Source organism: Nocardioides astragali, assembly GCF_024436375.1.
GTDB classification, from domain to species: Bacteria; Actinomycetota; Actinomycetes; order Propionibacteriales; family Nocardioidaceae; genus Nocardioides; species Nocardioides astragali.
Genome location: NZ_JAFMZM010000003.1, coordinates 219,274 through 244,491, shown reverse-complemented (window position 1 = coordinate 244,491; position 25,218 = coordinate 219,274). Strand labels below are relative to the sequence as shown.

Sequence of the window (25,218 nt, the reverse complement as noted above, 5' to 3'; positions counted from 1 at the left end):
CGTGAGGGCGTGCCGATCGCCCCCGCCCCGACGCCGTGGGCCTTCCCGCCGCACTCGACGTGGGACCCCGACGACGACCTCGTCGCGCTCGGCGCGGACCTGGAGCCCGGCACGCTCGTCACCGCCTACGCCTCCGGCCTCTTCCCGATGCCGGTCACGCTGGACGCCGAGGAGCAGCTCGGCTGGTTCTCCCCGGTCGAGCGCGGCGTGCTGCCGCTCGACGGCATGCACGTCTCGAGGTCGCTTCGCCGCTCGGCGCGCGACTTCGAGATCCGCATCGACACCGCCTTCGACGAGGTGGTCGCCGAGTGCGGCAGCCCCCAGCGGTCCGACGGGTGGATCACTCCCGACTTCGCGCGGGCCTATGGCCGGCTGCATCGCCTCGGGTGGGCGCACTCGGTCGAGGCGTGGCGCGACGGACGCCTCGCCGGCGGGCTCTACGGCGTCAGCATCGGGGGGCTCTTCGCCGGCGAGTCGATGTTTCACCGGGAGCGCGACGCCTCGAAGGTCGCGCTGCTCGCCCTGGTCGACCTGCTCCGCGATCAGTACGCCCACCAGCGCGTGCTGGACGTCCAGTGGCAGACCCCGCACCTGGCCTCGCTCGGTGTCGTACGTCGTCCACGGGCGGAGTACCTCGAGCTGCTGGAACGCTGCAGACGCACCCCACTGCCTGCGGTGTTCGCAGCGGACTTCTAGCGTGTCCTCGATGACCACGTCCGACGATGAGCCGACGACGCGGCTGCGTCCCAGCGAAGGGGAACCCATGAACTTCAGAACCCGCCTCACCTTGACCAGCGCGGTGCTGCTCGTCGGCGCAGTGACCACGGCCTGCGGGGGAGACGACGGTGCGCCCACCGATGCCAGTGAGAAGGAGTTCTGTGACACGCAGTCCAGCCTCATCGCGGACCTGATGCCCGACGACATGACCAACCCCGAGGTCCCCAGCAACGAGGACATGGCCGAGGCGGTCAAGAGCTGGGGCGCCGACCTCGAGAAGGTCGGCACTCCCGAGAACATCCCCGAGGACGCCCGGGCCGGCTTCGAGGCGGTCGTCGAGCAGGCCCGCGAGATCGACGCCTCCGACTTCAGCATCGAGAAGCTCGAGGAGCTGGAGCAGGGCGGCGAGGACGCCTCGGCAGAGGTCAAGAAGCAGGCCCAGGCCTTCTCCGACTACCTCACCGAGACGTGCGGCAACCCGATGGAGGACTTCGAGCTTCCGGAGATGCCCGAGGTGCCGGGTAGCACCGAGTGACCCCACGGCCCGGCTGAACCACCGCGGACCTGGGGGTCCTCCGGTCGCCGGGAGCGTCCTGTCCGAGCCCGTCTAGCCCGGTCCGGCGTACGCCAGTCCGCTCGCTGTGTCGGCGAGTAGCATCGACATCGGAGAGGGCGGGACGATGGCGATCACGCGTGCGGGAAAGATCTGCTCGTTCTGCGGCACGCCCGGCGGCCCCGGCACCGATCTGCCACTGATCGGCGGTCTCGGCGGCGGCCAGGTCTGCGTGAACTGCGTCGATGAGTTCCATGCGGTCGCCCACGACGAGGAGCAGATGGCCGTCGCCCGGCGCGCCGTGCCGTGGGAGACGATGTCCGACGAGGAGGCGCTCGCCACCTTGCCGGTGATCCTGGCTGTGGCCGAGCAGAACATGGTGTTCGCCCAGGAGTGGGTCGACCTGTTGCGCGAGCGGCGCGTCTCGTGGGCGGAGATCGGGCGCACCCTGGGGGTCTCGCGCCAGGCCGCCTGGGAGAGGTTCGCGAGGAAATCAGGAGACGCCGGCTCCGCCGTGTGAGAGGATTTGGCTCCGTCAAGGTAAACTTGACGAGACCGGCGGGTCGGTCGGGCTTCACGGGGGTGAGCTCGACCGGCCCGCCGTCCTGTTGGAAGCGCCGTCCCTCACTTCAGCAGCTTGGACAGCCGTCGGTCCGCGAGCGGCTTGCCGCCGGTCTGGCACGTCGCGCAGTACTGGAGGCTCGAGTCGGCGAACGACACCTCGCGCACCACGTCACCGCACACGGGGCACTTCTGTCCGGTGCGTCCGTGGACCGCGAGGTTGCTCTTCTTCTCGCCCTTGAGCTCGCTCGCGGCCAGCCCGGTCGAGCGCTGCACCGCATCGCCCAGCGTCCCCCGGATGGCGTCGTACAACGTCTGCAGCTCGGTCTCGTCGAGGCTGTTGGCCGGCTTGAAGGGCGACATCTTCGCGGCGTGCAGGATCTCGTCGGAGTAGGCGTTGCCGATCCCGGCGATGATCGACTGCATCCGCATCACGCCCTTGATCTGCTTGCGGCCCTCGGCCTCCAGGATCGTCCGCAGAGCGTCGAGGGTGAACTCGTCGGCGAGGGGGTCCGGGCCGAGCCGGGCGATGCCGGGCACGTCCGCGGGATCGCGTACGACGTAGATCGCGAGGCTCTTCTTGGTGCCGGCCTCGGTGATGTCGAGGCCCGGTTGCGTCTCGAGCTCGGGGTCGTCGATGACGACCCGAGCGGCCAGAGGGTTCTTGCTGTTGGGCCGGGCGGGCACGGCGGGCACCTCGTCGCGCCAGCGGATCCAGCCCGCCCGCGCGAGGTGGACGACGAAGTGGACGCCGCTCGCGTCGACGTCGAGGAACTTGCCGTGCCTCGTCACGTCGTCGACCAGCGTGCCGTGCAGTGCGTGCAGGGGCGGGTCGAACGTCTTGAGGGCGCTGAAGGCGGCGAGGTCGATGCGGCTGATGGCCCGCCCGACCAGGCGCCCGCGCAGGTCCTGGACGAGGGCTTCGACCTCCGGCAGCTCGGGCACGGATCCGAGTCTAGGCACGCACGCCTCTAGGCACAGCCTGGTGGGCCGGGTCACAATGGCGCATGGCTCAGCAGCGGCTGCCGCACACCCGGGAGGTCTTCCTCGACCCCCGCGGTGACGACCGCTCGCTGCGCGTGACCTGGCACCAGGAGTCGCAGCTGGTGGTCCTGTCGCTGTGGCGAGACAACGTCTGCGCCGGCACCTTCCGCCTCGCCGCCGACGAGGTCCCCGACCTCATCTCCTTCCTGCGCAAGGGGCTCGACGTCGCCTACGACGCCGCCCGCGAGCGCGTCGAGCGCGTCGAGAGGCCCAGCGAGGCGGGCTGAGCGTCGCTGTCCGGATCGCGACTCGCCAACTATCCGACCTTCTAAGAAGTTGGCTAGATTCCCCGATACCGTCTGATAGTGGACCCGATCCGTAACCCCTACGCGCCCGGCGCGGGCCAGCGTCCACCCGAGCTCGCCGGCCGCGACGAGCAGCTCGCCGCCTTCGAGGTCGTCCTGGAGCGCGTCGCCAAGGGACGTCCCGAGCGGAGCCTGGTGCTCACCGGCCTGCGGGGGGTCGGCAAGACCGTGCTGCTCAACGCGCTGCGCGGCGCCGCCGTACGCAAGGGCTGGGGCACCGGCAAGCTCGAGGCCAGGCCCGGTCAGGGGCTGCGCCGCCCGCTGAGCAGCGCGCTGCACCAGGCCGTGCGCGAGCTCGGCCACCGCGACGAGGAGTCGGTCGACCACGTGCTCGGCGTGATCAAGTCATTCGCCCACCGCGACGCAGGAGCCGGCGCGAGGCTCAAGGACCAGTGGAGCCCGGGCATCGACGTGCCCGCGGTGCGCGGCCGGGCCGACTCCGGCGACATCGAGATCGACCTGGTCGAGCTGTTCACCGACCTCGGCGGGCTGGCCGCCGACGTCGGCAAGGGCATCGGGATCTTCATCGACGAGATGCAGGACCTCGGCGCCGACGACGTCTCCGCGTTGTGCGCCGCCTGCCACGAGCTCAGCCAGTCCGGGCTGCCAGTGATCGTCGTCGGCGCCGGGCTGCCGCACCTGCCGGCGGTGCTGAGCGCGAGCAAGTCCTACAGTGAGCGGCTCTTCCGCTACCAGCGCATCGACCGGCTCGCCCGCGAGGCGGCCGACCGGGCACTGGAGGCGCCGGCGGCCGACGAGGAAGCCGCCTTCGACCCCGACGCGCTCGCCGCGATGTACGACGCCACGGGCGGCTACCCCTATTTCATCCAGGCCTACGGCAAGGCCGTGTGGGACCTGGCGCCCCGATCGCCGATCACCGTCGCCGACGTGGCGGTCGCCGCCCCCGAGGCCGAGTCCGAGCTGGCGGTCGGGTTCTTCGGATCCCGCTACGAGCGGGCCACGCCGGGGGAGCGCGACTACCTGATGGCGATGGCCGATGTCGCCGTGGACCAGGACGAGACCGAGGGCGACGCCGTGTCCAGCGCCGACGTGGCGGCCCGGCTCGGCAAGAAGCCGCAGTCGTTGTCGCCGGCGCGCGACTCACTGCTCAAGAAGGGCCTGGTCTACTCCGGCGAGCGGGGCCGGATCGCGTTCACCGTGCCCCACTTCGGGCGTTACCTCCGCGAGCGCGGCTGAACTGTCTGGCTCGCTGCGCTCGCGTGTCCGCGGCGCCGTAACCCGCTCGTTCGTCGTCGTTGCTGCGTCCTCCCCCGCTTCGCTCCTCCGCACGCAGCCCTCCTCCTGCACTCCCGGGAGCGCCCCGGACGACTCTGGACATGTGCGCGGGCCGCCTCAGGCCGGGGGCGTCCGCAGCTCGCGGGGCAGGTCCTCCAGCAGCCGCAGCCACAGCTCGCTCGCCGTCGGGTACGACGCGACCGCGTGCCGCAGCACGTGCACCGGCACGTCACCCACGATCGCCACCGTCGCCGCGTGGACCAGCTCGGCGACCTCCGGCCCGACGAACGTCGCGCCGAGGAGCAGCCGGGTCCGGGCGTCGACGACCAGCTGCGACTGTCCCTCGACGTGGTCGCGCAGCAGTCCCGTGCCGGACGCCGACGAGCTGGGCACGCGGGAGACGACGACGTCGTGCCCGTCGTCGCGGGCCTCGGCCTCGGTGAGCCCGACGCTGGCCACCTCGGGGTCGCTGAAGACGACCTGGGGGACCGGTGCCTCGCGGTCGGGCTCCCACGCCACGTCGCCGGCGGCACTGGCCGCGATCCGCGCGCCGACCACCCGCGCCTGGTGCTTGCCCCAGTGGGTCAACGGCGGCCCGCCGCTCGCGTCCCCGACGGCGTACAGCCAGTCCGGCATCCGCCCGGACGTGACGTCGTCGGCGGTGAGCCCGACCGAGCCCAGCCCGACGTCCTCGAGCCGTGGTGAGCGACCGATCGCGAGCAGCACCTCGTCCGCCTCGACCTCTCCCGCGCTGGTGGACAACGTGACTGCGCCACCGTGGACCCGGCCGAGGCCGGTCGCGGCGGGCTCGGACCGGCGTACGTCATCGACCTCGGTGCGGAGGTGGACCGTGACCCCGCGGCGACGCAGCCCGTCCAGGACTGCCTCGCTCGCGAACGGCTCACTGCGCGAGAGCAGGCGATCGCCGCGGGCGAGCACGGTGACCGCCGACCCGAGCGCCGTCATCCAGACCGCGGCCTCGCACGCGACGACACCACCCCCGACGATCACCAGCCGGTCGGGCACCTCGACGACGCCGGTGGCGTCGCGGGAGCTCCAGGGCAGGACGTCGGCGTACATCGCGGGGACGCGCGGCGCGCTGCCCGTCGCGAGCACCACCGCCTGGCGGGCGCGGACGGTCCGGTCGCCGTCCGCCGAGGTGACCCGGATCGTCCGCTCACCCGTCAGCCGACCCTCACCGCGCAGCACGGCGATGCCGGCACCCTCCGCCCACGACTGCTGACCTGAGTCGTCGTAGTGCGAGACCCAGTAGTCGCGCCGCTTGAGGAGCGCCTTCGGTTTCACGCGCGCGGTCGAGACGCCTCTCAGGTCGGCACTCACGTCGGCGACGGTGACCGGTCGCAGCAGCGCCTTGCTCGGAATGCAGGCGTAGTAGCTGCACTCGCCGCCGAGCAGCTCGCGCTCGATGATCGCCGAGGTCATGCCGGTGCCCTCGACGGCGTACTGCGCGGCGTTCTCCCCGACGGGTCCGCCGCCGATCACCACGACGTCGTACTCCTGGGTCCCTGCGTCGATCGCCACGGGCCCGAGACTACGGCGCCGGCCGAACGCCGGGTCCCTGCCGGTTCATCCATACAGGCGCGGACTTCCGGGCTAGACCGGTCGCCGCCTGGACGGCTGGCTCCACTGCCTCGCAACGTGCACGTCGCATGCACGCTTCGTCCATACACCCGCTCATGGGCTTGATGATCCCTACGTTCGATACCAGAAGAAGGCTCGAAGACTCGGGAGACATGCCCAGGAATCACTGTTCTTCTAGGGGGATCCACCATGCTTCATCGCCTGATCGCCGACCGACACGACGCGCTGTCCCAGAGTGGGGGTGTGCCCAGACGGCTGGAGGCCCTTTCGGGGGTGGACCTTCCCGACGGCGCCGTCATCCCTGACTCAGAAGTGCCCCTGTTCTCCCTCGTGCGCTCGATCGTGGGCCTGCCGATCGACGATCCGCGATGGTGGCCCGAGCGGCCCGTGCGGCGCCCGCGCGGGTTCGCGTCCTGGGGTGCCGCGGCGTCCGCCGGGGAACCGCCTCTCGTGACTTCCCACGCCGTCCTCGCCCTGCTCGGCGGGGCAGCCGGTCACACCGCGGACTTCGCCCCACCGACGTTGGCGCTGCTCGAGCGCGCCGTCGAGGGACTTCGCGCCTGGGACACCACTCCGAGAGCCAACCGGTCGGGGCCCGCCGGGCGCCACGCGCTTGCGGTCTAGGAAGTCAGCCGGCACGCGCTGAGCGGCCAGGACACTCGTTCGACGCCTCACTCGACCGTCAGCATGGTTGCGCCGAGGCCGATCATCATCGTGCCGCCGCCGGCGCTGAGGGCGTCGAGGCGGGTGGGCCGGCGCGCGAACCACGTGCGGGCCGCACCCGCGGCCAGCGCCCAGATGCTGTCGGACGCCACGGCGAGGACGCCGAAGACGAGTCCCAGGAGCAGCGTCTGGGGCGCGACGGGACCGGTGGGGTCGGTGAACTGCGGAAGGAAGGCCACGAAGAACACGATCGTCTTGGGGTTGGTCACTCCGACGGTGAAGCCGATCCGCACCGGGTGACCGCGCCGCACCGGGGTGGCGGTCGCCATCGCCTTGCGGGCGTCGCTGCGGTGCCTGATCGCCTGCACGCCCAGCCAGATGACGTACGCCGCACCAGCGATCTTGATCGCGGTGTACGCCGTCGCGCTGGCGGCCACGACCGCGCCGAGGCCGAGCGCGACGAAGCCGACCTGGGCCAGCAGGCCGAGAGCGTTGCCGACCACGGACAGCAGCGCCTCGCGACGTCCCACCGTGAGGGCGCGACCGATGGTGAAGAGCAGGCTCGGACCCGGGACCTGGATGAAGAGGATCGACGCGACGAGGAACGCGACCCACTGGCTCGACGACGGCATGGCCCCAGTGTGCGGCCACGCCGCCGCCGCCGTCATCGGGATATCAGGGCGTGATCAGCAGCCGCAGGTGTCAACCCCGTGCAAATGTCTTTGCCCCTGCGCCTGAGCCTCTGGGAGCAGTACTCCGAGCCCGAGGTGAACGAGATCCTCCTCGGCGTGCACGAGGACTTCGCCTACCTGCGCCGCGAGCTGGTCAACTACCGCTTCCTCGAGCGGGAGGGCGGTCGCTACCGGACCGCCGCGCAGGCGCCGGAGCGACCCGCGATCGAGCGGCAGGAGATCCCGGCGTGGGAGGCGCACTGGCTTCCGGCCTTCCTGAGTGGGCACTTCCGTGCCGGCGAACGACGCGGCAAGGTGGGCACATGACCAGTGGCATTCCCGGAGGCATCGAAGGTGGAGGCATCGATCCCGAGGTGGCACCGTCCGGTCCCGGCTGCGTGGAGTGCGAGGAGGACGGTGGCTGGTGGGTGCACCTGCGCCGCTGCGCGCAGTGCGGCCACGTCGGCTGCTGCGACACCAGCCCGGCCCAGCACGCCACCGCGCACCACCAGGCGACCGGTCACCCGGTCATCCAGAGCTACGAGCCGGGTGAGGACTGGTTCTGGGACTTCACCCGGTCCGCCGGCGTGGCGGGTCCGCGGCTCGCGGACCCGCAGAGCCGTCCCGACGACCAGCCCGTGCCGGGCCCTGCCGGCCGCGTGCCGGAGGACTGGCGCCACCACATCCACTGAGGACGGTTCGTCCCCCGCCCGGACGTGCCATGCTCAGGCCATGCGTCGTACGCCGCGCATCCGCCGCGACAGTGAGCCCCGGATCCGACCTCAGGTCGTCGCCCATCGCGGCAGCAGCCACGAGACCCCCGAGCACACCCTCACGGCCTACGAGAGGGCGCTCGACGAGGGGGCGGAGGCCTTGGAGTGCGACGTCCGGCTCACCGCCGACGGACACCTCGTGTGCGTGCACGACCGCGACCTGCGACGTACGGCGGCGACTCCCGGCCTCGTCTCGACCATGAACCTCGCCGAGCTGGACGAGCTCGACTTCGCCTCGTGGAAGAGCCCATGGGCCGAGCTCGACGACGAGGCCCCGGACCGGGACCCCGAGACCGGCAAGGTGCTGACGCTGCGCAAGCTGCTGGAGATGGTCGCCGACTACGACCGTCACGTGGAGCTGGCCATCGAGACCAAGCACCCGACGCGCTACGGCGGGCTGGTCGAGCGCCGCCTCGTCGACACGCTCGACGACTTCGGCTGGGACGGGACCGGGTCGCCCGCCCGCATCATGAGCTTCTCGCTCAACGCCATGAACCGCATGCGCAAGCTGGCGCCCGAGCTCGACGTGGTGATGCTCGTCGAGAAGGCGCACCACTGGCCGGTGCTGCGGCCGCTCGTGGGCGACGACTGGATCATCGGGCCGGGCATCAAGGAGCTGCGCGAGCACCCTGGCCTCGGCAGGCACCTCGTGAAGGCCGGCAGAGAGATCCACGTGTGGACCGTCAACACCGCCGATGACCTGGAGGTCTGCCTCGACCTCGGCGTCACCGCTGTGATCAGCGACCGTCCGGCCTACATCCTGGAGCTGCTGGGCGGATAGGTTCTGCGCCATGGCCAAGAAGTCCCGCAACCGCACCCTGACCACCGCCCCCGCTCCCGGTGAGGTCGGCCCCCGACAGCCCTGCCCCTGCGGGTCCGGCAAGCGCTACAAGGCCTGCCACGGTGCGGCCGGCGGCGCCGCTCCGACGTTCGTGGCTCGGCCGTTCGAGGGGATGCCCGACGAGTGCGACGTGATCGCGCTGCGCGAGCTGGTCCCGGCCGCGACCGCCCCGCTGACGCTGAAGAGTGGTGATCGCGCGGTCCGTCTGGCCACCCTGCTTCCCGGCGCCGCGCCGGCCATGGTCCGCGAGTCCGGCGACGTCTGGCTGGGCCTGCAGGTGCAGCACTCCTACGGCAACCCGGCTCGCGACCTCGGCGCCGTGCTCGAGGCGGCGCTGGCCACCGAGGAGCCGGGCATCATCGGCCTGCCGAGCGCCCCCGGCGAGGGCCCGAGCCTGCAGGACCTGATCAGCGACACGAGCCTCGACATCACTGTCCACGACGGCTTCGACTACTGGATCGACGACGTCCCCGACCGCGACGCGAGCATGGAGGCAGCGCTGGAGCAGGCCAACGGCGGCGTCATGCCCACCAGCCGGCTGACCTCGGTCGAGGCGGCGTACTGGACCAACGTCGGCACGAAGGAGCACTTGCGCTGGGTCATGCCGCACCCCGAGGACCAGCTCCTCGACGCCCTGGCCCGCCTGCACGCCGCCGGTCAGGACTCGGTGGCCGAGGGGTCGCGGTTCGTCGGCATGTTCCGCGCCCACGGCCTGCTCGCCCCCGTGTGGGACCTCCCGCTGGAGACCGGTCCCGAGGTGCTCGAGGAACCCGCCGCGCGCTTCGCGGCCGACCTCGAGGAAGCGCTGCAGGGCGGCGAGCTGACGGCCGCCGAGCGCTCCGCGCGGGCGGGGCTCGCCAACCGTCAGGTCACGATCCGGTAAGCAGCGGTCCACGGCGCGGCAACGGGCGGAACACAACCGGGAGAGAGGTTGTGCGCGCGCTCGCGGGCGGAGTAGATTCGGGTTTGCCCGGTCGTTGTTGTTTCCCCCGTCAACAACGACCGGGCTTTCACGTTTTCCGGCGTGGTTCAGGCCGTGGCGCGGCAGATCGTCGGGCTGTGGTGCTCGGCCGGCGTCCTTGGTCCGATGACCCACCTTCCTGCGATGACCGCGCCCGATCGCAGGAGGTTGGCGCTCAGGACCGAGTGCCCCCGCCGGGTCCGACAGCGGGCTCGCGATGACCCAGAAGCGGACACTGCTGGACATCTCATCTAGTCGTCGGAGCGCTGCGGCCTGACCCGCCAGGCCTCGAGGTGGTCGAACCCCTTGGCGGAGACCCGGCGCAGCCGGCGCCAGCGCCACATCGACTCCTCGTCGTCGGACTCGCCCTCGGAACTGGCTCGCGCGAGGGCCTCGTGCACGCCGGCGTCGACGAGCACGGTCCCCGGTCGGGCGGCGGAGGTCAGGCGGGAGGCGGCGTTGACGGTCGAGCCGAACACGTCGCCCAGTCGACGTACGACGGCTCCGTGCGCGATGCCCGCCCGCACTGCAGGAAAGGGGTCGGCCGGGTCGGCGCCGCGCTCGGTGAGCGTGAGCGCGATCGACACGGCCGCGGCAGGGTCGGCGACGGTGAAGAGCACCTCGTCGCCGATGGTCTTGATGACCTGGCCCGCGTGGTCGACGACGAGCGTCGTCGTGTCCTGCTCGAAGCGGTCCACCCACTCCACCAGCGCTGCGCCGTCGAGGCTGCGGCTCTGGGTCGTGTAGCCGACGATGTCGACGAAGCACACCGACAGCCGGCTCTCGGCCTGGGTGAGCGTGCTGGTGTCCTGGAGCAGGTGTTGCGTGGCGCTGGCGAGGTGGCGGCGCCACACGTAGGTCTGCAACGCCTCGACGCGCGGCAGGACCTCCGTGGCGAGCTCGGTGAGGGAGGTGGCGGGGTCCCCGCCCTCCACGGCGAGGCCGGCCAGGAGCGTGGTCTGCCACTCGGCCAGCCGGGCGTAGCTGCGGCCCCACGTGCGTACGAGCGCGGCCTGCGACTCCGCCGGCAGGATGCCGATCTCGACCAGGTCAGCGCTCATCCGCAGCGCCTCGACGTCGCTCTCGGTGAAGGCGATGTCGTCGTCGCCACGGTGCGGGAAGCCGAGCTGGTGCCACAGCGTCACCGCGAGCTCGAGCGGTACGCCGGCGCGCTCCGCGACCTGGACGCGGGTGAGGGTGGGCTCCTCCCCGAGCAGGTAGGCCTCCATTGCTTGGACGACGTCAGCCGGGACGTCCACCGGCCCGGCCCGCGTCCCTTCGGCCTCTGTCTCGTCGGCCAAGGGAGGGTCAGTCCCCCGCGACGCGGCCTGCGGCAGCGGCGCGCAGGGCGGCGCCGAAGGCAGGGATCTCGTCGGCGAGCTCCTCGATGCGCTCGCTGGTGAAGTGCACGACCTTGAGCGGGGTGAGGGCCACGACGGTGGCCGAGCGCAGCGTGCGGTTGACGATGGCGGTCTCGCCCACGACCGCGCCCGGGCCGAGGGTGGCGATCTCGACACCGCCCTTGCGGACCGAGACCTCGCCCTCGGTGATGAGGTAGGCCTTGTCGGCGGGCGTGCCTGCCGCGATGGGCGACCAGCCCTGGGGCAGCGTCAGCGCCCTGCCACCGGCCAGCACGCGCTCGGCGTCGGCGGGCCCGAGGGCATCGAGGATGGATTCAGTCATGCCACGTCAACGATCCACCGCGGCGAACGTGATGCCTTTCCAGGCAACAGTTGTGCACTCAGTCGACCCGCAGCGGCTCGCGGACGATCGGGCAGCTCATGCAGCGCGGGCCGCCGCGGCCAGAGCCGAGCTCGGAGCCGGCGATCCGGACGACCTCGATGCCGGCGTCCTCGAGCCGGTCGTTGGTCTCGTCGTTGCGCTCGTACGCCACCGCGACCCGTGGCGCCAGGGCGAGGGTGTTGTTGCCGTCGTCCCACTGCTCGCGCTCCGCGGTGACCGGGTCGAGGCCGGTGTCGATCTGGTGCAGCGTGTCGATCTGCATCGCCTTCGCGGCCGCGACCAGGAAGGGCTCGGAGTCGCTGACGCTGAGTGTGAGGTCGGACTCGTCGGAGCCGGGGTCGGCCAGGGTCACCGTCACCGCGCGGAGGGTGTCGGCGACGTTGGGGTACATCACGACCTTGTCGACGTCGACCATCGTGCACACGGTGTCGAGGTGCATGGTCGCCCGCTCCTGCGCGATCGGCACGGCCAGCACGGTGTGGGCCAGGTCGGCGTGGAAGACCTGGCGGGCCAGGCGCTCCACGCCGGCGGGGGTCGTACGCTCCCCGACGCCGACCGCGATCACGCCGGGTGCGAGCAGCAGGACGTCGCCGCCCTCGACGTGCTCGTTGTGCCAGCCGTGGATCTTGCGGGTGCCGGCGAAGCGTGGGTGCTCGGTGTAGATCAGCTCGGTCAGCTGGGTCTCACGCTTGCGGGCGGGCATCGCGAGGCTGGTGACGGCGACCCGGTCCCGGACCCAGACGCTGGAGTCGCGAGTGAAGAGCAGGTTGGGGAGCGGGTCGATGAGGAAGTCGTGCGGGTCGAGCAGGCTCGTGACGAGGCCGTGACCGCCGCGGACCTCGTCGTTGCGGATGCCGGCGGTGAGCACGTCGGTGAGCTCGGTGGGGGACAGCTCCCGCAGCGCCTGCGCGAGGTAGCGGCGCATGGTGTCGCCGAGGTGCAGCCCGGACAGCGCGCTGGTGATCGCGTGGTTGCGGGCGAGCTCGCTCTCGAGGGTCTCGGTGAGCAGCTCGGTGAGGTAGAGGACCTCGACCCCGCGCTCGCGCAGGGTCTCCGCGAACGCGTCGTGCTCGTCCTGCGCCCGGCTCACCCACGGGATGCCGTCGAAGAGGAGGCGGTCGTTGTTGCGCGGGGTGAGTCGCTTGAGCTCGTTGCCGGGGCGGTGCAGCATCACGGTGGCCAGACGGCCGACCTCGCTGTCAGCTCCGTGAGGGCCGGAGGGGGTGGAGACCATGAACGGACTCTAGCGCTCGCGGACGGGGGGTCCAGACCGCTCGAACAGGCAGAGGCACGCGTACGACGGCTCAGGCCCGGGCGGCGGCCCACTCCTCACGCAGGAGGGCGTACTCGTAGGAGTCGGTCCACCGCCCCTTGGACCAGAAGTCGCCGCGCTTGTGGCACTCGCGCCGCATGCCGAGGCGCTCGCACAGCGCCGCGGAACGGTCGTTGCGGGCGTCGAGGTTGGCCACGATCCGACGCAGCCCGAAGTGCTCGAAGCCCAGCCGCAGCATGGCCTCGGCCGCCTCGGTGGCGTAGCCGCGACCAGTGTGCCGAGGCAGGATCGACCAACCGATCTCCCCCTCGCTGAGGCCGGTGCCCTGAAGCTGCAGCATCAGGTCGCCGACGACCTCGCCGTCGTGAGCGGCCGCGACGCCGAGGAACTGCCCGTCGCCGGGTTCGGTGCGGCGGCGGACCATGTCCGCCACCTCGGCCGGGTTGCGCGGACGGCTGAGCAGCAGGCTCGTCCACTCCTCCGAGGCCCAGGCCTCGACGAACGCGTCGGCGTCGCTGAGCTCGAACGGGCGCAGCACCAGCCGCTCGGTGCGCAGCGGCCAGGTGGGTGCGACGGGGGCGAGGAACTCCGCGCGCGGGCTGTCGACCCACATCTCGCGGACCGTCGGGCCGCCATAGCGCAGCCGGTCGTACGCCGTCATCGGCCGCAGCAGCGAGTCGAGGCCCGGCACACCGAGCACGCCGTCGACCGCCTCGCCGAGCATCCCTCGGGCGATCGGGTCGTGCGCGTCCTGGCGCAGCAGGTCGACCGCCGCAGCCGCCTCGGCGACCCGCTCGGTCATCTGCTTGATCCGCACCGGCGCCTCCTCGCTGAGGCAGGCGTACTGCCCGGACAGGTAGCGCACCCACTCCTGCTCCGCGGTGGCCGGGTCGTCGGGCCAGAAGGCGACGAACCAGTCGTGCAGCCGCTCGATCCCGCCCGCGATCTCCGCAGACCTTCCGTGCGCCTCGGGCACCATTGGCGTCCCGTCGCTGAGCACGTACGCCGGCAGCGGCAGGCGGCCCTCGAGCATGAGCGCCATCGCCTCCGGGGTGGCGGCGACGAAGTGCTGGCGGGCGTAGGCGTCGTCCTCGGCGGTCATCGGGTGGTCGCCGTTGACGGCGACGAAGCGGTCGTGGACAGCCATCGCGACCCGGTTGCTCAGCGCGTCATCTCCCACACCGTCAACCCTGCCATCAACACGCAGACCGTCGCACCCACATAGTGCAGGAGCGACAGCCTGACCCGCTGCAGCAGCAGGCGACCGACGATGACGGCGAGACCGGAGACCGCCAACAGCGCCCCCCATGCGCCGAGGAATACGGAGACGGGGTCGTCGTACTTCGCGACCAGCGAGATCGTGAGCAGCTGGGACAGATCGCCCCACTCGGCGGCGAAGAGCACCAGGAAGGACGTCACGACGACCCGGAACCCGTGGGCTCCTGCGTCTGCCCTGGCGGCGTACTCGTCCTCCGTGGCGGCCTCCTCCTCGTCGGCAGAGCGCGCCTCGCGGAACAGGATGACCGCGCCGATCACGAACATCACGGCGGCGGCGACGTGGATCAGCTGCTCGGGCAGGAACGAGGCGGCCTTGCCGAGGCCGACCGCGACGCCGGTCTGGACGAGGAAGGCCAGCGCGACGCCGATCCAGACGAAGAGCGGACGCATCTTCGTCGACATCACCAGCGTGGCGATGAACGTCTTGTCGGGCAGCTCGACGACGAAGATGGCCCCGAAGGCCAGGGCCACGACCAGCAGATCGATCACCGGGCGAGTGTGTCAGCCGTCCGGAGGGCCGGGACTACTCGCCCCGGAACGCGTCCGCGGGGTAGACGCCCAGGACCTTGACCTCGGTCGTGAAGAACGCCAGCTCCTCCAGCGCGTTGTGCACCGCCGGGTCGTCGGGGTGCCCGTCGACCTCGGCGAGGAACTGGGTCGCGGTGAAGTGCCCCTCGACCATGTAGCTCTCGAGCTTGGTCATGTTGACGCCGTTGGTGGCGAAGCCGCCGAGCGCCTTGTAGAGCGCCGCCGGGAGGTTGCGGACGTTGAAGATGAAGGTGGTGACGACCGGCCCCTGCCCGCGGGGGGCCTTCTCGAAGTCGCGGGAAAGCACCACGAAGCGCGTGGTGTTGTGGTCCTCGTCCTCGATCTCCTCGCGCAACACCCGCAGGCCGTAGATCTCCGCGGCCAGGGGTGGCGCGATCGCGGCCTGGGTGGGGTCGCCGGACTCGGAGACCTCGCGCGCGGCACCGGCGGTGTCACCGGCCACGACCGGGGTCAGCCCGAGCTCGCGGATCACACCGCGGCACTGACCGAGCGCGTGGACGTGGCTGTGCACGGTGCGCAACGACTCGATGCTCGCCTGCGGCAGCGCCATGAGCGAGAACTGGATGCGCAGGAACCGCTCGCCCACGATGTGCAGGTCGGAGGTCGGCAGGAAGTGGTGGATGTCCGCGACCCGGCCGGCGATCGAGTTGTCGATCGGGATCATCGCGAGGTCGGCCTCGCCGCACTCCACCGCCGCGAAGGCGTCCTCGAACGACGCGCACGCCATCGGCTCCCAGTCCGGGTAGGCCTGCTGGCACACCAGGTGGGAGTTGGCCCCCGGCTCGCCCTGGTAGGCGATCCGGCGGGTCGGCGGCTCAGCAGCTGACTCCGTCACGACCGGGAGTCTGGCACGACCGGCCGTGTCCGACCGGCGCTGACCGCCCCGCGAACATACCCTCAGGGAGTGCTCGTCCTCTCCGTGGTCGCCGTCGTCCTCGCCGCCCTGGCCTCCGTCCTGGCGGGCCTCGCGCTGCGCCGTACGCCCTCGCGCCCCAGCGGCGAGGGTGTCGATGCGCTGCCCGAGGACGTGCACGGCCTCCGGCAGGAGGTCGCGGCGCTCAAGGCCGAGAACGCCGACGCGCTGCGCCACCTCTCCGTGGTGCGCTACGACGCCTTCGGCGACGTCGGCGGGCACCTGAGCTGGAGCCTGGCCCTGCTCGACGACGCCGGGCACGGCGTCGTGCTCACGTCGATCCACGGCCGCAGCGAGGCGCGCACCTACGCCAAGTCGGTCGCAGGGTGGTCCTGCGAGCAGCAGCTCTCGCCGGAGGAGGAAGAGGCGATCGAGCACGCACGCCCCTGACCGCCGGCGCAGCAGCGACTGAGGTCAGCGCGGCACGCGCACCAGCAGTCGCCCGTGGATGCACTCCGCCCACAGCTCGCGGCCGAGGCCGATCGAGTCGCCGTCGAGCTGGCGGGGGGTGTCGACGGACGCCTTGATCCGGACGCGGGCCCCGGTGCGCCGGTCGATGAGCTCGTCGACGACCGCGCTCTTGCGCAGCACCCGCACCGCCAGGGGGATCCACGACAGGAACTGCTTGGGGTGCAGGATCACCACGTCGAGCACGCCGTCGTCGATGGTCGCGTCGGGCAGGAGCGGCATGCCCGCCTGCAGGAAGCCGACGTTGCCGACCACGACCGTGCGGGCCCGGTGCACGGTGGGCTCGTCGTCGTCGATCTGGATCTCCACCTTCATGGCGGGGAACATGAGCGACCTCAGGCCGGAGACGACGTAGGCGACCCAGCCGATCCTCTTCTTGATCTGCTCGTTGACGCCTTCCATGATCGCCGCGTCGAACCCCATGCCGGCCATCACCATGAAGTGGGTGTCCTCGATGCCGTCGCCGCCGACCTTCACGAGGTCGATGGCCCGGTCCTGGCCGTTGAGGGCGACGTCGATGGCCGAGCGGAGGTAGAGCGGCACGTCGAGGTTGCGGGCCAGCAGGTTGCCGGTGCCGGCCGGGATGATCCCGACCGGGATGCCGGTGCCTGCGAGCTCGGCGCACACCTCGCGCACAGTGCCGTCGCCGCCGCAGACCATCACCAGGTCGGCGCCGGAGACCGCGGCCCTCTCGGCCATCCCCCTGCCGGGATCCTCGATCGTCGTGTACTGCCAGGTGGGCTCCGACCACCCTGACTCCTCGGCCATCGCGCCGACGATCGCGCGGAACTGGCCGACGTCCTCGACCTTGATCGGGTTGAGGATCACGGCGAGGCGCCGCTGGGAGGCGTAGACCTCGGGGAGCGGCTCCGCCCTGGCGGCGATCGATCGCGGGCGTGGGTCGATGAAGGCCAGGGCCAGGAAGAAGATCCCGACACCCATCAGCGACCCGGCGATCACGTCGGTGGGGAAGTGGCGACCCAGCAGCAACCGGTCGAGGCACACCAGCAGCCACCAGCCGACGGTGAGACCGATCCCGAGCCGCCGCAGGCTGGTGCGGCGTACGAAGAGCACGAGCAGCATGACCAGGATCGCGGCGAACGCGCCGGTCGACGAGGCGTGCCCCGACGGGAAGCTGAAGTTCTCGTGCAGGCCGAGGGTGTCCTGCCAGTCCGGCCGGTCGCGCCCCAGCCACCTCTTGATGCCGGTGGTGGCCAGCGAGGTCGCGAGCATCACGACGGCGGCCAGGACGGCAGCCCAGCGCTGACGGCGTACGACGAGCGCGAGGACGAGCAGGGCGGTCAGGATCGCCATCCCGACGGTGCCGAAGGCCACCTCGATGATCCGCAGCACGTCGACCACGAAGGAGGAGTCGTCCGCCCAGTCCTCCAGGCGCCGCCCCTCGACGTCGAACCGGTCGAGCGGTGCCCGGTCGCGCGTGACCAGGATCGCGAGGATGCCGAACAGGAGAGCCGCGAGGGCCGCCGAGCCGAGGCTGCGGTTGCGAGATGCGGGAGTCACCTGCGAAGTATGCCCAAACCGAGTCGAATCCCCGATCTCGTGGCGGATAGCCTCTTCCTTGTGATCGATCCCCGAGTCCTCCGTGACGACCCCGACCGCGTGCGTGCTGCCCAGGCCAAGCGCGGCCTGTCCGCCGACGTGGTCGACCGGGCGCTGGAGGCCGACTCCGCTCGCCGGCTGGCGATCGCCGACTTCGAGGCCAAGCGGGCCGAGCAGAAGGCCAGCGGGGCGCTCGTCGCCCGGGCGCAGGGGGAGGAGAAGCAGGAGCTGCTCGCCAAGGTCAAGGAGCTCGCGGCCGGTGTGAAGGCAGCCGAGGCCGCCCGCAACGCGGCCGAGGCGGCCTGGGACGAGGCGATCAAGGCGATCCCCAACCCGGCCGCCGACGAGGCGCCGGCCGGCGGCGAGGACGACTTCGTCGTGCTCGAGCACGTCGGCAGCCCCCGTGAGTTCGACTTCGAGCCTCGCGACCACATCGAGCTCGGCAAGCTGCTGGGCGCGATCGACCTCGAGCGCGGTGCCAAGGTCAGCGGGTCGCGCTTCTACTTCCTCACCGGCATCGGCGCCCAGCTCGAGCTGGCGCTGGTCAACATGGCCATGGACCAGGCCCGCAACGCGGGATTCACCCAGGTGATCGCCCCATCGCTGGTCAAGCCGCGCGCCATGGAGGGCACCGGCTTCCTCGGTCAGGCCGCCGACGACGTCTACCGCATCGAGGGCGAGGACCTCTACCTCGTCGGCACCTCGGAGGTCGCCATGGCGGCCTACCACTCCGACGAGATCCTCGACGGTGCCTCGCTGCCCCTGCGCTACGCCGCGTTCAGCCCGTGCTTCCGCAAGGAGGCCGGCTCGCACGGCAAGGACACCAAGGGCATCATCCGGGTGCACTGGTTCGACAAGGTCGAGATGTTCGTCTACACGACCGTCGAGGAGTCGTACGCCGAGCACCAGCGGCTGCTGGGCTGGGAGAAGGAGTTCCTCGACCGGCTCGAGGTCGCCTACCGGGTCATCGACGTGGCTGCGGGCGACCTGGGCCTGAGCGCGCAGCGGAAGTTCGACTGCGAGGTCTGGATCCCGACGCAGGGCAAGTACCGCGAGCTCACCTCGACGTCCAACTGCACCGACTTCCAGTCGCGCCGCCTCGACATCCGGACCCGCGAGGAGGGCCAGACCGTCCCGGTCGCCACCCTCAACGGCACGCTGACCGCGATCACCCGGACGATCGTCGCGATCCTGGAGACCCACCAGAACGAGGACGGCTCGGTCACGGTCCCGCAGGCACTGCGCCCCTACCTGGGCGGCCTGGAAGTGCTGAAGCCGGTGGGTCCCCCCGTTGGTTGAGGTGCGGGCGCAGCGAGCCTCGAAACCCCCCGGCTGGCGTCCACGCGTGGTCGCCCTCGACATCGACGGCACCCTGCTCAAGTGGATCGACGGCCAGGACGAGGCCTACGAGACCATCACCGCGCCGGTGCACGACGCGGTCCACCGTGCCCTCGACGCCGGGGCGCACATCGTGCTGGCCAGTGGCCGGTCGCCGCACGGCATGACGAGGATCGCCGACCTCCTGCACCTCCCGCGTGGGGAAGCCGAGCGCCTGTGGGTGGTGGCCTCCAACGGAGCCGTGGTGTTCCGCTACCCGCCGATGGAGGTCGTCCACGAGGAGACCTTCGATGCCGCGCCCGCAGTGGCCGCGGTCCTCGAGCACCACCCGGGGGCCCTCGTCGCGGTCGAGGAGCGCGGCATCGGCGGCTACCGCGTCAACCGGGTCTTCCCCGACGGCGAGCTCTCCGGGGAGCAGCTGATCACCGAGGTGAGCGACATCGTCGGCGAGCCGGTCAGCCGCGTGATCATCCGCGACCCCCAGGCGACCGCCGACGACTTCATCGACCTCGCGGCGAGGCTCGGCCTGCACGGCACCGACTACGTCGTCGGCTGGACGGCCTGGATGGACCTGTCACCGGTCGGCGTCTCGAAGGCCTCCGGGCTGCAGCACGTCTGCGACAAGCTCGGCCTCGCCGCCGACGACGTACTGGCCATCGGCGACGGGCGCAACGACATCGAGATGCTCCGGTGGGCCGGGCGCGGGGTCGCGATGGGGCAGTCCGTCGAAGAGGTGCGGGCGGCCGCCGACGACGTCACCGCCACGGTCAACGACGAGGGCGCCGCGGTCGAGATGTCGCGATGGTTCCCGCCACGGCAGGCCTGACGCGATGACGGACCGGTTCACCTTCACCGCGCCGCTGTGGCGGTGGACCGCGCGGGAGTCGTCAGAGTCGACCGACAGTGGGGCCTGGTGCTTCGTCACGTTGCCGCCGGACGTGGTCGACGAGGTGCGCCAGCGCACCGGTGAGCCGCGCGGCTTCGGATCGGTGCGGGTGAGCGTCGAGGCGGCCGGCACCTCGTGGGACACCAGCGTCTTCCCCGACTCCGCCACGGACGGCTTCGTGCTGCCGGTGAAGAAGGCCGTACGACTCGCCGCAGGCGTCGAGGAGGGCGACGACCTCACGGTGACGCTCTCCGTCAGGGACGGACTGTGACGGCTCCCCGCCTGGTCGCCACCGACCTCGACGGCACCCTGCTGCACTCCGACGGCACGGTCACCGCGCGCACCCGCGCCGTGCTGGCCGAGCTCGACGCGCGCGGCGTACCAGTCGTGTTCACCACCGGGCGCCCCGTCAGGTGGATGGAGGACCTCTGGGAGGCCGTCGGCGGCCATGGCCTGGCGATCTGCAGCAACGGCGGCATCGTGTACGACGTCGCGCAACGGCGGGTGCGCGACTTCCGGCCGGTGCCGCGGGAGGTGGGCATCGCGATCGCCGAGCTCCTGCGCGAGGCCATCCCAGGCACGACCCTGGCCATCGAGCACACCGGGGGATGGGCCAGCGAGGCCGACTTCCCCCGTCATCCAGACGACCGGGTCGAGAGGTTCCAGGGCGACTACGCCGAGATCTACCGCGAGGACGTCGTCAAGATCCTCGCCGTGCACCGCGACCTCGATCCCGAGGAGTTCTGGCGCCAGGTCGAGGCGGTGGTCGGCGACCAGGTCGTCACCACCTGGTCGTCCTCCTACGCGCTCGTGGAGATCAGCGCCGCCGGCGTCACCAAGGCCACCACGCTCGCCACGATCGCCGCCGAGATGGGCCTCGGGCCGGAGGCGGTCGTGGCCTTCGGTGACATGCCCAACGACCTGCCGATGCTGGAGTGGGCCGGTACGTCCTACGCGATGGCCAACGCGCACCAGTCGGTGCGGGACCTGGCCGACCACCTCGCGCCGAGCAACGACGACGACGGCGTCGCAGAGGTCCTCACCGACCTCTTCGCCCTGCCGAGTCGAGTGCGCAACCCGTCGTAGTCGCCGCGGGACCGCGCACTCGACTCGGGTCGGCTGCGTGTCCATCGCTAGGCTGACCGCCATGTTCCGTGCCGTCCGCCTCGCCTCCGCGATGCTGCTCGTGTGCCTCGGCCTGGTCTTCACCGCCAGCGCCCCGGTCTCCGCCGCGTGCACCTGCAAGCAGGGCGAGCTCGAGCAGCAGGTCAAGCGCGCCGACGTGGTCTTCATCGGCACGATCGACGCCGTCCAGACCGACGGCAGCGACCACACCTACGACATCACCGCCTCCCGCGCCTACCAGGGCACCCCCGAGCGGTCGACGCAGGTCGCGTCCGCCGGAGGTCGCAACGCGTGCGGACTCGGTGAGCTCGAGGTCGGCACGACCTATGTCTTCCTCGCCACCGGCGCCGAGGCGCCGTACGCCGCCGACAGCTGCGGAGGCACCAGCCTCGCCAACCCGACCAAGGTCGACAAGATCGAGAAGCTGCTCGGCGAGGGCACCTCGGTCGAGCCGCCCCCGCCGCCGGAGGCGGTGCTGACGAAGGTCGAGGACTCGGCGCCGGCCGGCTTCGCCCGGACCGCCGCCCCCGGCGCTGCCGCCGTGCTCATCGGCCTGCTCGGCCTCGTCGTCGTACGGCGTCTCGCGCGGCGATGACCGCTCGCCCGGTCGCTACGCGTCAGAGGTACATGCCGCCTGAAGGCCCGCCCTCGTCCCTGGCCTCGCCGGGCATGGTCGGCATCCCGACCGGATCCTGCTGGGGCTGGCCGCCCTGGCCGGCAGGGAGGGCGCGGCGCATCTGCTCGAGCTGGGCGCGCGAGGCCATCTGCTGGGCGTAGATCGCGGTCTGGATGCCGTGGAAGAGCCCCTCGAGCCAGCCCACGAGCTGGGCCTGGGCGATGCGCAGCTCGCCCTCGGACGGGGTGCCGTCGTCGGTGAACGGCAGCGAGAGGCGCTCGAGCTCCTCGACGAGCTCAGGGGCGAGGCCGGACTCGAGCTCCTTGATGGAGGCGGCGTGGATCTCCTTGAGCCGCTGGCGGCTGGCCTCGTCAAGGGGCGCGGCCTTCACCTCCTCGAGGAGCTGGCGGATCATGCTGCCGATCCGCATCACCTTGGCCGGCTGCTCGACGAGCTCGGTGATGTGGCGTTCGCCGTCACCGTCGTCGTCCGTGCGCGTCCGGGTCATCTCCGGGATCGCGCTCGCCGGGATGGTGCCGATCGGCTGGCCGTCCGGACCGATGACCACGACCTGGTCCTCGCCGCTGCCGTTGCCGTCGGGGGACGCAGGGGCGGTGGCGTCGTCGGTCGGCTCGGGCTGCTGCTCCTCGGTCATGCGGCCAACCCTAGTTGGCTGCCCGAATCGCGGGCCTGGCCCGGTCAGCGGTGCCGGAGCCCCGTCCCGCCGGCGAGATGTGGCCTGTGCGGCTCCCAGAGAGGAGCTCTCAGAGGGTCAGCACGATCTTCCCGGCGCGCCCGCCGTCCTCCATCAGCTGGTGGGCGCGCGCGACGTCGTCCAGCGGCATGGCCGTCTCGACGACGGCACGGACGGAGCCGGAGGCGACCAGGGGCCAGACGTTCTCCACGACCCCGCAGCAGATCGCCGCCTTCTCCGCCAGGGGCCGTGAGCGCAGCGCGGTCGCGGCGACGGAGGCCCGCTTGCGCAGCAGCGCACTGATGTCGAGCTCGCCCTTGGTGCCGCCCTGCATCCCGATGACCACGAGGCGGCCTCCGGTGGCGAGGGCAGAGACGTTGCGGCCGAGGTACTTCGCGCCCATGTTGTCGAGGATGACGTCGGCGCCGCCGGCCTCCTGGAGGACCTCGACGAAGTCCTCCTCGCGGTAGTCGATGGCCCGGCTCGCGCCCAGCGAGCGGCACAGCTCGAGCTTGTCCGGCGAGCCGGCGGTGGCGAAGACCTCGGCCCCGCGTGCGGCGGCGAGCTGGATCGCCATCGTGCCGATGCCTCCCGCGCCGCCGTGGACGAGGAAGCGCTCGCCCTTCTGGAGGTGGGCCGTCATGAAGACGTTGGACCACACGGTCGCGGCGACCTCGGGCAGGCTGGCGGCCTCGACCAGGGAGACGCCGGCCGGCACCTGCATGACCTGGCCGACCGGCACCGCGACGCGAGCGGCGTACCCGCCACCGGCGAGCAGTGCGCAGACCTCGTCGCCGACCGACCAACCCTCGACACCCTCGCCGAGCTCGGCGATCCGGCCGCTGCACTCGAGGCCGAGGGTCTCCGGGGCACCGTGCGGCGGCGGGTAGAAGCCCTGTCGCTGCAATGTGTCGGCTCGATTGACGGCCGTCGCGACGACGTCGATCAGCACCTCGCCCGCAGCGGGGCGCGGGTCGGCGAGCTCACCGACGGACAGGACGTCAGGGCCACCGGCACCGGTGGTCACGACTGCGCGCAAGGGATCAGTCCTCGAAGAGGTCGTCGGAGTGGTCGACCGACGAGTCGTCGGGCACCTCGTCGTCCACGTCGTCCGGATCGGGTGCGTCGGCAGGGCGGTCCCAGTTCTCCGCGAGCAGCTGCGCCTTGGCCGCCAGCCGTTCGATCGCCTCCGGGTCGGCGTCGCCGGCGCCGGCGGCGAAACCGACGAGGTACGACGTGATGGGGGCGGCCGTCTTCTGCACGTTCTGCGCGGCGTTGCGGGCGAGGTCGAGGATGAGGCCCTCGTCGACCTCGGTCTCGACGTCGAGCACATCGCTGAGCTCGTCGATCCAGTCGTGAAGATTCACCTCCCCAATGTCTCGCACCCGACCGGGACCCGGCAAGGGAACCGGGCCGACTCGCCGCGGGTCATCCACCCAGGTCGCGCAAGTCCGCCCACGTGTCGATGTCGAGGCCCTCGTCGCCATCGGCTGGGACCTCCGCCAGGCGCAGGGGGGCGAGCAGGCGGTGGAGGGCCATGCCGTGCTGCCCCTCGAGATCGGGGCGTACGCCGTCCAACGCGGCCGCGTCGAGCACGCCCGCGAGCTGCCGTCGACCGCCGGCGTCGACGAGGAACGCGCCGTCGTGGCCCTCCGTCGCCTCCCGCAGACGCCGCATGGTCGCTGGCGTCACGCGCGGCATGTCCACCGCCAGCACGCCGATCAGTCGAGGGTGCCTGAGCAGGGCGTCGACGCCGGTCAGGAGCCCCGCGACGGGGCCACCGCGCGGCGGGTCCTCGCACACGAACGTGACCGGGCGACTCGTCGGGACGCTGTCGGGGGCCACCACGACGACCTCGTCGGCGTCGAGGAAGGCGTCGATCGCGAGCTCCAGGAGCGTCCGTCCGTGGAGCTCGACGCTCGCCTTGTCGACCCCGTCCATCCGAGCGGCCGTCCCGCCCGCCAGGACCACGCCGCAGAAGCCGCTCGCAGAGAGGTCGATGTCCATGCGGTCATCCTCCCAGTTCTCCTCTGGCACTCTGGAGCCATGAGCGACCAGGCGGACCCCGCGTGACCGACCAGCTGCGGGTGCGGGTGCACCAGTGGGCGAGCGGGCTCGACCCGGCCGCGAACCGGGTTCGCCTGTCTCGGGGCGTGACCCCCGGCGCCGACCTGGTGGTGTTCCCCGAGGCCTTCGCGCGCGACTTCGGCGAGGCGGGATCGGACGTGAGCGGTGCCGCCGAGACCCTCGACGGACCCTTCGCCCACGAGCTGGCGCGCGTCGCGGCCGCGGCCGCATGCACCGTGGTGGCCGGCATGTTCGAGGTCGCCGACGACCCGGCACGGCCCTACAACACGCTGCTCGTCGGCGGCGACAGCCGAGCGGCGTACCGCAAGATCCACCTCTACGACTCCTTCGGCTACCGCGAGTCCGACCGCCTGACCGGCGGTGCCGTCGAGCCGGTCGTGGTCGACGTCGCGGGGTGGCAGGTCGGGCTGATGACGTGCTACGACCTGCGGTTCCCGGAGCTGGCGCGTCGGCTGGTCGACGCAGGGGCCGAGGTGCTCGTCGTCCCGGCCGCCTGGCTGCCGGGGGACCGCAAGGTCGAGCACTGGCGCACCCTGCTGGCCGCTCGCGCCATCGAGAACACCTGCTTCGTCGTCGGCGCCGGACAGCCGGAGCCGCGCTACACCGGGCACTCCGCGGTCTTCGGGCCGCTCGGCGAGACGCTGGCCGGTGCCGGTGGCGGCGAGGAGACCCTCGAGGTCACCCTCGAGCGTGACGACCTGCTGGCAGCCCGCCGCACCAACCCGTCCCTCGCCAACCGCCGGCTGTAGCCTCGTCCGAC

General features: G+C 71.6%; 31 protein-coding genes. 17 read left to right on the top strand and 14 right to left on the bottom strand.

The window, feature by feature from the left end; translation table 11 throughout:
* Window positions 1-9 precede the first annotated feature (9 nt).
* From aat to J3P44_RS10270, 3 genes are all read left to right on the top strand, one after another.
* Window positions 10-696: a leucyl/phenylalanyl-tRNA--protein transferase gene (aat, locus tag J3P44_RS10280; protein ID WP_308212251.1), complete on the top strand. Its 687-nt coding sequence runs from the start codon at window positions 10-12 to the stop codon at window positions 694-696.
* Window positions 697-763: 67 nt separating this feature from the next.
* Entirely contained in the window at window positions 764-1,252 is a 489-nt protein-coding gene (locus J3P44_RS10275; RefSeq protein ID WP_255890250.1) for a hypothetical protein, read from the top strand.
* A 145-nt stretch (window positions 1,253-1,397) separates the two neighbouring features.
* Window positions 1,398-1,790, top strand: coding sequence for an Lrp/AsnC family transcriptional regulator (locus J3P44_RS10270; RefSeq protein ID WP_255890249.1), 393 nt, complete (start codon window positions 1,398-1,400; stop codon window positions 1,788-1,790).
* Between the two features lie 104 nt (window positions 1,791-1,894).
* Here J3P44_RS10270 and J3P44_RS10265 read toward each other — a convergent pair whose 3' ends face one another.
* A complete protein-coding gene (locus J3P44_RS10265) occupies window positions 1,895-2,776 on the bottom strand; it encodes an Fpg/Nei family DNA glycosylase (RefSeq protein WP_255890248.1) in 882 nt (293 codons plus the stop codon).
* A 62-nt stretch (window positions 2,777-2,838) separates the two neighbouring features.
* Here J3P44_RS10265 and J3P44_RS10260 point away from each other — a divergent pair, with 62 nt between their 5' ends.
* Both J3P44_RS10260 and J3P44_RS10255 read left to right on the top strand, forming a co-directional pair.
* Window positions 2,839-3,102 (top strand): hypothetical protein, encoded by a 264-nt coding sequence (locus J3P44_RS10260; RefSeq protein WP_255890247.1) that lies wholly within the window; start codon window positions 2,839-2,841, stop codon window positions 3,100-3,102.
* A 78-nt stretch (window positions 3,103-3,180) separates the two neighbouring features.
* On the top strand, window positions 3,181-4,377 hold the full coding sequence (locus J3P44_RS10255) for a DUF8462 domain-containing protein (protein WP_255890246.1): 1,197 nt from the start codon (window positions 3,181-3,183) through the stop codon (window positions 4,375-4,377).
* A 156-nt stretch (window positions 4,378-4,533) separates the two neighbouring features.
* Here the strand turns inward: J3P44_RS10255 and J3P44_RS25470 are convergent, their stop codons facing one another.
* Window positions 4,534-5,958 carry a dihydrolipoyl dehydrogenase family protein gene (locus J3P44_RS25470; protein WP_255890245.1) on the bottom strand — a complete coding sequence of 475 codons (1,425 nt, stop codon included), beginning with the start codon at window positions 5,956-5,958 and terminating at the stop codon, window positions 4,534-4,536.
* 249 nt (window positions 5,959-6,207) lie between these two features.
* On the opposite strand from J3P44_RS25470, the gene J3P44_RS10245 reads away from it, so the two are divergent.
* Complete coding sequence (locus tag J3P44_RS10245) at window positions 6,208-6,642, top strand: hypothetical protein (protein WP_255890244.1); 435 nt, start codon at window positions 6,208-6,210, stop codon at window positions 6,640-6,642.
* Window positions 6,643-6,689: 47 nt separating this feature from the next.
* Here the strand turns inward: J3P44_RS10245 and J3P44_RS10240 are convergent, their stop codons facing one another.
* Window positions 6,690-7,313 (bottom strand): LysE family translocator, encoded by a 624-nt coding sequence (locus tag J3P44_RS10240; RefSeq protein ID WP_255890243.1) that lies wholly within the window; start codon window positions 7,311-7,313, stop codon window positions 6,690-6,692.
* 84 nt (window positions 7,314-7,397) lie between these two features.
* Between J3P44_RS10240 and J3P44_RS10235 the strand changes: the two genes are divergently transcribed.
* Genes J3P44_RS10235 through J3P44_RS10220 form a run of 4 tightly spaced genes read left to right on the top strand, consistent with a single transcriptional unit; the run spans window position 7,398 to window position 9,849 of the window.
* Window positions 7,398-7,679: a DUF2087 domain-containing protein gene (locus J3P44_RS10235; RefSeq protein ID WP_255890242.1), complete on the top strand. Its 282-nt coding sequence runs from the start codon at window positions 7,398-7,400 to the stop codon at window positions 7,677-7,679.
* A complete protein-coding gene (locus J3P44_RS10230; RefSeq protein WP_255890241.1) occupies window positions 7,676-8,044 on the top strand; it encodes a UBP-type zinc finger domain-containing protein in 369 nt (122 codons plus the stop codon). The genes J3P44_RS10235 and J3P44_RS10230 overlap by 4 nt, the downstream gene beginning before the upstream one ends.
* Before the next feature lie 40 nt (window positions 8,045-8,084).
* The gene (locus J3P44_RS10225; protein WP_255890240.1) at window positions 8,085-8,906 is read left to right on the top strand and encodes a glycerophosphodiester phosphodiesterase family protein; all 822 of its coding nucleotides are present in this window, start codon (window positions 8,085-8,087) and stop codon (window positions 8,904-8,906) included.
* 10 nt (window positions 8,907-8,916) lie between these two features.
* Window positions 8,917-9,849 carry a DUF5926 family protein gene (locus tag J3P44_RS10220; protein ID WP_255890239.1) on the top strand — a complete coding sequence of 311 codons (933 nt, stop codon included), beginning with the start codon at window positions 8,917-8,919 and terminating at the stop codon, window positions 9,847-9,849.
* A 329-nt stretch (window positions 9,850-10,178) separates the two neighbouring features.
* Here J3P44_RS10220 and J3P44_RS10215 read toward each other — a convergent pair whose 3' ends face one another.
* The 6 genes from J3P44_RS10215 to J3P44_RS10190 all read right to left on the bottom strand — a co-directional run bounded on the left by J3P44_RS10215 (window position 10,179) and on the right by J3P44_RS10190 (window position 15,605).
* Window positions 10,179-11,228, bottom strand: coding sequence for an adenylate/guanylate cyclase domain-containing protein (locus J3P44_RS10215; protein ID WP_255890238.1), 1,050 nt, complete (start codon window positions 11,226-11,228; stop codon window positions 10,179-10,181).
* Between the two features lie 7 nt (window positions 11,229-11,235).
* Window positions 11,236-11,610, bottom strand: coding sequence for a cyclic nucleotide-binding domain-containing protein (locus J3P44_RS10210; protein ID WP_255890237.1), 375 nt, complete (start codon window positions 11,608-11,610; stop codon window positions 11,236-11,238).
* A 58-nt stretch (window positions 11,611-11,668) separates the two neighbouring features.
* Window positions 11,669-12,904, bottom strand: a complete 1,236-nt coding sequence (locus J3P44_RS10205; RefSeq protein ID WP_255890236.1) for an arginine deiminase — start codon at window positions 12,902-12,904, stop codon at window positions 11,669-11,671.
* A gap of 70 nt (window positions 12,905-12,974) precedes the next feature.
* The gene (locus tag J3P44_RS10200) at window positions 12,975-14,123 is read right to left on the bottom strand and encodes a GNAT family N-acetyltransferase (protein ID WP_255890234.1); all 1,149 of its coding nucleotides are present in this window, start codon (window positions 14,121-14,123) and stop codon (window positions 12,975-12,977) included.
* Complete coding sequence (locus J3P44_RS10195; protein ID WP_255890233.1) at window positions 14,105-14,710, bottom strand: TMEM165/GDT1 family protein; 606 nt, start codon at window positions 14,708-14,710, stop codon at window positions 14,105-14,107. Before J3P44_RS10195 ends, J3P44_RS10200 begins: the two co-directional genes overlap by 19 nt.
* Window positions 14,711-14,744: 34 nt before the next feature.
* Window positions 14,745-15,605 carry a prephenate dehydratase gene (locus tag J3P44_RS10190; RefSeq protein ID WP_255890231.1) on the bottom strand — a complete coding sequence of 287 codons (861 nt, stop codon included), beginning with the start codon at window positions 15,603-15,605 and terminating at the stop codon, window positions 14,745-14,747.
* A 69-nt stretch (window positions 15,606-15,674) separates the two neighbouring features.
* On the opposite strand from J3P44_RS10190, the gene J3P44_RS10185 reads away from it, so the two are divergent.
* Window positions 15,675-16,073 carry a DUF4446 family protein gene (locus J3P44_RS10185; RefSeq protein ID WP_255890230.1) on the top strand — a complete coding sequence of 133 codons (399 nt, stop codon included), beginning with the start codon at window positions 15,675-15,677 and terminating at the stop codon, window positions 16,071-16,073.
* 24 nt (window positions 16,074-16,097) lie between these two features.
* On the opposite strand, the gene J3P44_RS10180 is transcribed toward J3P44_RS10185, so the two are convergent.
* Complete coding sequence (locus J3P44_RS10180; protein ID WP_255890229.1) at window positions 16,098-17,672, bottom strand: bifunctional phosphatase PAP2/diacylglycerol kinase family protein; 1,575 nt, start codon at window positions 17,670-17,672, stop codon at window positions 16,098-16,100.
* A 60-nt stretch (window positions 17,673-17,732) separates the two neighbouring features.
* On the opposite strand from J3P44_RS10180, the gene serS reads away from it, so the two are divergent.
* The 5 genes from serS (at window position 17,733) to J3P44_RS10155 (ending at window position 21,655) form a co-directional block, all read left to right on the top strand.
* Complete coding sequence (serS, locus tag J3P44_RS10175; protein WP_255890228.1) at window positions 17,733-19,010, top strand: serine--tRNA ligase; 1,278 nt, start codon at window positions 17,733-17,735, stop codon at window positions 19,008-19,010.
* A gap of 46 nt (window positions 19,011-19,056) precedes the next feature.
* Entirely contained in the window at window positions 19,057-19,875 is an 819-nt protein-coding gene (locus tag J3P44_RS10170) for an HAD family hydrolase (RefSeq protein ID WP_255890227.1), read from the top strand.
* 4 nt (window positions 19,876-19,879) lie between these two features.
* Window positions 19,880-20,206, top strand: a complete 327-nt coding sequence (locus tag J3P44_RS10165) for a DUF1905 domain-containing protein (protein WP_255890226.1) — start codon at window positions 19,880-19,882, stop codon at window positions 20,204-20,206.
* A complete protein-coding gene (locus tag J3P44_RS10160; RefSeq protein WP_255890225.1) occupies window positions 20,203-21,021 on the top strand; it encodes a Cof-type HAD-IIB family hydrolase in 819 nt (272 codons plus the stop codon). The genes J3P44_RS10165 and J3P44_RS10160 overlap by 4 nt, the downstream gene beginning before the upstream one ends.
* A 61-nt stretch (window positions 21,022-21,082) precedes the next feature.
* On the top strand, window positions 21,083-21,655 hold the full coding sequence (locus J3P44_RS10155; protein ID WP_255890224.1) for a hypothetical protein: 573 nt from the start codon (window positions 21,083-21,085) through the stop codon (window positions 21,653-21,655).
* A 22-nt stretch (window positions 21,656-21,677) separates the two neighbouring features.
* Here J3P44_RS10155 and J3P44_RS10150 read toward each other — a convergent pair whose 3' ends face one another.
* From J3P44_RS10150 to mobA, 4 genes are all read right to left on the bottom strand, one after another.
* Window positions 21,678-22,331: a bacterial proteasome activator family protein gene (locus tag J3P44_RS10150; RefSeq protein ID WP_255890222.1), complete on the bottom strand. Its 654-nt coding sequence runs from the start codon at window positions 22,329-22,331 to the stop codon at window positions 21,678-21,680.
* Between the two features lie 109 nt (window positions 22,332-22,440).
* Window positions 22,441-23,409 carry an NAD(P)H-quinone oxidoreductase gene (locus tag J3P44_RS10145; RefSeq protein ID WP_255890220.1) on the bottom strand — a complete coding sequence of 323 codons (969 nt, stop codon included), beginning with the start codon at window positions 23,407-23,409 and terminating at the stop codon, window positions 22,441-22,443.
* Window positions 23,410-23,413: 4 nt separating this feature from the next.
* Window positions 23,414-23,737 (bottom strand): DUF6457 domain-containing protein, encoded by a 324-nt coding sequence (locus J3P44_RS10140; RefSeq protein WP_255890219.1) that lies wholly within the window; start codon window positions 23,735-23,737, stop codon window positions 23,414-23,416.
* A gap of 61 nt (window positions 23,738-23,798) precedes the next feature.
* Window positions 23,799-24,377 (bottom strand): molybdenum cofactor guanylyltransferase, encoded by a 579-nt coding sequence (gene mobA / locus J3P44_RS10135; protein WP_255890218.1) that lies wholly within the window; start codon window positions 24,375-24,377, stop codon window positions 23,799-23,801.
* Window positions 24,378-24,439: 62 nt separating this feature from the next.
* Between mobA and J3P44_RS10130 the strand changes: the two genes are divergently transcribed.
* The gene (locus tag J3P44_RS10130; protein WP_255890217.1) at window positions 24,440-25,207 is read left to right on the top strand and encodes a carbon-nitrogen hydrolase family protein; all 768 of its coding nucleotides are present in this window, start codon (window positions 24,440-24,442) and stop codon (window positions 25,205-25,207) included.
* The last annotated feature ends 11 nt before the right edge of the window (window positions 25,208-25,218 follow it).

What these genes read in the sequence shown, in the direction of transcription:
- J3P44_RS10275 (WP_255890250.1), top strand. Translation starts at nt 764, where the DNA reads ATGAACTTCAGAACCCGCCTCACCTTGACCAGCGCGGTGCTGCTCGTC.
- J3P44_RS10270 (WP_255890249.1), top strand. Translation starts at nt 1,398, where the DNA reads ATGGCGATCACGCGTGCGGGAAAGATCTGCTCGTTCTGCGGCACGCCC.
- J3P44_RS10260 (WP_255890247.1), top strand. Translation starts at nt 2,839, where the DNA reads ATGGCTCAGCAGCGGCTGCCGCACACCCGGGAGGTCTTCCTCGACCCC.
- J3P44_RS10245 (WP_255890244.1), top strand. Translation starts at nt 6,208, where the DNA reads ATGCTTCATCGCCTGATCGCCGACCGACACGACGCGCTGTCCCAGAGT.
- J3P44_RS10240 (WP_255890243.1), bottom strand. Translation starts at nt 7,313, where the DNA reads ATGCCGTCGTCGAGCCAGTGGGTCGCGTTCCTCGTCGCGTCGATCCTC.
- J3P44_RS10235 (WP_255890242.1), top strand. Translation starts at nt 7,398, where the DNA reads ATGTCTTTGCCCCTGCGCCTGAGCCTCTGGGAGCAGTACTCCGAGCCC.
- J3P44_RS10230 (WP_255890241.1), top strand. Translation starts at nt 7,676, where the DNA reads ATGACCAGTGGCATTCCCGGAGGCATCGAAGGTGGAGGCATCGATCCC.
- J3P44_RS10225 (WP_255890240.1), top strand. Translation starts at nt 8,085, where the DNA reads ATGCGTCGTACGCCGCGCATCCGCCGCGACAGTGAGCCCCGGATCCGA.
- J3P44_RS10220 (WP_255890239.1), top strand. Translation starts at nt 8,917, where the DNA reads ATGGCCAAGAAGTCCCGCAACCGCACCCTGACCACCGCCCCCGCTCCC.
- J3P44_RS10210 (WP_255890237.1), bottom strand. Translation starts at nt 11,610, where the DNA reads ATGACTGAATCCATCCTCGATGCCCTCGGGCCCGCCGACGCCGAGCGC.
- J3P44_RS10205 (WP_255890236.1), bottom strand. Translation starts at nt 12,904, where the DNA reads ATGGTCTCCACCCCCTCCGGCCCTCACGGAGCTGACAGCGAGGTCGGC.
- J3P44_RS10165 (WP_255890226.1), top strand. Translation starts at nt 19,880, where the DNA reads ATGACGGACCGGTTCACCTTCACCGCGCCGCTGTGGCGGTGGACCGCG.
- J3P44_RS10155 (WP_255890224.1), top strand. Translation starts at nt 21,083, where the DNA reads ATGTTCCGTGCCGTCCGCCTCGCCTCCGCGATGCTGCTCGTGTGCCTC.
- J3P44_RS10150 (WP_255890222.1), bottom strand. Translation starts at nt 22,331, where the DNA reads ATGACCGAGGAGCAGCAGCCCGAGCCGACCGACGACGCCACCGCCCCT.
- mobA (WP_255890218.1), bottom strand. Translation starts at nt 24,377, where the DNA reads ATGGACATCGACCTCTCTGCGAGCGGCTTCTGCGGCGTGGTCCTGGCG.